Here is a 2,924-nt window from a genome sequence, read left to right on the forward strand (position 1 = left end):
GCAGTGAGGCTTTGGCCAGCGGCGCATCGGCGAGGGAAGCAGGCAGACGGCTCGCCGCGCCCGCCACCTCGACGCCTGATCCGCCGAGCCGATGGGTTTCGGGGAACCTCTCCGGGAGATGCGCGGCGAGCAAGTCGAGCACTTCCTGCTGGGCGTCGCGCGTGCCGTCCTCCTCGACGAAAACGCGCTCTGGGATTTCGGCATAGAGCCGGTGCTTTTCGGCGAGATACGGCAGCAGATGGCCGTCGACCTCGATCCAGGCCGCCGGGTCGAGCGGCTTCAGCCCGATGCTGAACAGTTTCGACGAGCCGTCATAGGGCGTGTGGGTGGGCAGCGTATGTTTTGGGGACGTCATGTCTCAGGTCAGTCTTGCCGGGATCAGTCCGCGCAGCGAATTGCCGACGAACAGGGACTTGGCGGATTTCAGATCGTCCAAGCTGTAGATCGCTTCGCGGGCGCGGCCTTCATCCAGAAGCTGCGCGCGCAATACGCCAGGCAGCAGGCCGCAATCGAGCCGGGGCGTCGCCAGCACGCCGTCGCCGAGATCGGCAAAGACATTGGTGATCGTGCCTTCACAGATCTCGCCACGCTCGTTGGCCATAAGCACCTCGTCGGCCTGCGTGATGAGGTGTTCGGCACGGGCACGCGTGTAAAGTTGTCGCCGGCTGGTCTTGTGGCGCAGCAGCGTGTCGTTCGAATCGAGCCTCGTCCGCGCCAGCCGCAGCATCCAGACTTTGTCGGCGGCGAGCGGTTCATAAGGCTGCGCAGAGGCCGTCACCTCGCCATCGTGCGACAGGACGAGGCGCGTGCGTGTGGCAACGCCGGAACCGCCGACCGCGCTGCTCAGCGCCTCGCCGACCGTGCCTGGATCACAGCGGAAGCCGAGTTCCGCCGCCGAGCCATAGAGGCGCGCAAGATGACGATCGAAGCGCAGGAAGCCCGAGCCGGGTTCCCAGCGCATGGTCTCGATCAACTGAAAGTCGGCGGTGTTCCCGTCGCGAAGCGCGCTTTCAGCAGACACTCCTGATACTCCTCCTGCGCCGTCGAATCGAAGACGACGCCGCCTCCGACATTGTAGACGGCCTCGCCGCCCGAAAAGAGCGAGATGGTGCGGATCGCCACGGAAAAGCGCATCGGGCCGCCGGGCGCGATCCAGCCTATGGCGCCGCAATAGGCATCGCGGGGCGTGCCTTCCAGGTCGCGCAGGATCTCCATGGCACGGATCTTAGGCGCGCCGGTGATCGAACCGCAAGGAAACAGCGCCGCAAAGATCTGGCGGATAGAGAGACCCGGCAGCAGTTTGGCCCTGACGTCGCTCACCATCTGATGCACGGTCGGGTAAGTCTCGATGCGGAACAGCGCCGGCACGTCCAGCGTGCCCACCTCGCTGATCAGCGAGATATCGTTGCGCAGGAGATCGACGATCATCCGGTTTTCGGCCTGGTTTTTCTCGTCATTGCGCAGGAAGATCTTCTGCCGTTCGTCCTCGGCTTTGGTGGCGCCGCGCGGCGCCGTTCCCTTCATCGGATGCGTCTCGATCATGCCCTCGGCGTCGATCTCGAAGAACAGTTCAGGCGAGCGCGACAGCACGATGGGTTCACCGAGCGCGATCAGCGCGCCATATTTCACCGGCTGACGTTCAGTCAACGCATCGAAGGCGGCCAGCGGCTCGCCTGACCATTGCGCGTGCACGGGAAAGGTCAGATTGCCCTGGTAGCAATCACCTTGCCGGATGTGCTGGTGCAGCCGCGAGAAGCGTTTTTCATAATCCTCGGGCGACCACGTCGCACGGGCGTCGAAGATCGGGCCATTGGTCGCCGCCGTATTGCGCGGCGGCACCGCCTGTTCGACCGGGGCATCGAAAACCCCAAGGCACACGAGTGGGGCGCGGCGTCCATTCGGCAGCAGGGGAACGAGCTTGGGTTCGAGCAAGTAGCCCGCCTCATACGAGAAATAGCCGGCAAGCCATTTGCCTGCATCATGCGCGGCTTGTGCTGCTTCCAGAGCCGGCCCGAAATCGCCTGCATCGTGCGCCACGATGATATCGGCCGGCCGGTCGAAAACGAGCTGGCGCGCGCTTTTGTCATTGCGAAAAATTGCGGCGGGCAGGGACATGGGCACCGAATGCTGCGGTCAATGAAGCCATCAACCGCTCTATATGGGGTGCCGCCCGCGCGCAATCGAGGGAACGGCACGCTGCCTCTTAAAGCCGACCTTTGGGCCAACTCAGGAACCAAGAGCAAACGGCGACGCCGATATGGCGCCGCCGCTTGCAATCTTCAGGTCGTGCCTGGCGATCAGCTGTTGCTGGAGGTTCCGGCTGTTGGAAACTGCTTGGCGAATTCCTTCTCGTTGCCGGCGGCGAGCAGCTTGGCCTGCTCGATCCAGCGTTCGCGCGCGATGCGGCCATCGAAATTCATGACGTCTTCGATCCGTTTGATATCGGCCGCTGTCCAGGACGCGATCTGGGCGAAGCTGGTGACGCCTTGTGCCTTGAGCAGTTTCTCATTGACCGGACCGATACCGATCAGCCGACGCAGATTGTCGGGCTTTCCGGATGCTGAGCCGGATGCAGGCTTGGCTGTTGCAGGCTTGCTCGTTGCGGATTTGGCTGGAGCCGAGGTTTTGGTGGCGGCGGGTTTCGCCGCCGGCTTGGCAGGGACCGCCTTGGCAGGGACCGCTTTCGCAGCGGCCGGTTTGGCCGGCGCGGGCTTTGTGGATTTGGCCGTCGCGGGGGTCGACATCAGGGCCGCCGGCGCCTGGCTTGCCGGTTTTGCCGCGCTGCTTCCGGCGGCAGGTGCGGCCGACGCTTCGCGCAGCCGGCGCTCAAGGTCGGCGCGGGTCTTGCCGCATGCATCGAGTTCGCCGGTCAGGCGGTCGCTGTCGGTGCGCAGCCTGTCGCGTTCGCTGCGTGTACGGTCGAG

4 protein-coding genes are annotated in these 2,924 nt (G+C 64.4%); all 4 read right to left on the reverse strand.

Going from position 1 to position 2,924, the window contains the following annotated elements; all coding sequences use genetic code 11:
- A partial coding sequence (locus tag EN914_RS30265; RefSeq protein WP_127389475.1) for a heme-dependent oxidative N-demethylase subunit alpha family protein occupies window positions 1-355 on the reverse strand: 355 nt, incomplete at its 3' end.
- 3 nt (window positions 356-358) lie between these two features.
- Complete coding sequence (locus tag EN914_RS30270; protein WP_013529733.1) at window positions 359-1,021, reverse strand: aminotransferase class IV family protein; 663 nt, start codon at window positions 1,019-1,021, stop codon at window positions 359-361.
- Entirely contained in the window at window positions 970-2,115 is a 1,146-nt protein-coding gene (locus EN914_RS30275) for an aminodeoxychorismate synthase component I (RefSeq protein WP_024502728.1), read from the reverse strand. The genes EN914_RS30270 and EN914_RS30275 overlap by 52 nt, the downstream gene beginning before the upstream one ends.
- 182 nt (window positions 2,116-2,297) lie before the next feature.
- The coding region (locus EN914_RS30280) for a proton-conducting membrane transporter (RefSeq protein WP_127389476.1) at window positions 2,298-2,924 on the reverse strand (627 nt) is incomplete at its 5' end.

It is taken from the genome of Mesorhizobium sp. M7A.F.Ca.CA.001.08.2.1, assembly GCF_003998455.1.
GTDB classification, from domain to species: domain Bacteria; phylum Pseudomonadota; class Alphaproteobacteria; order Rhizobiales; family Rhizobiaceae; genus Mesorhizobium; species Mesorhizobium ciceri.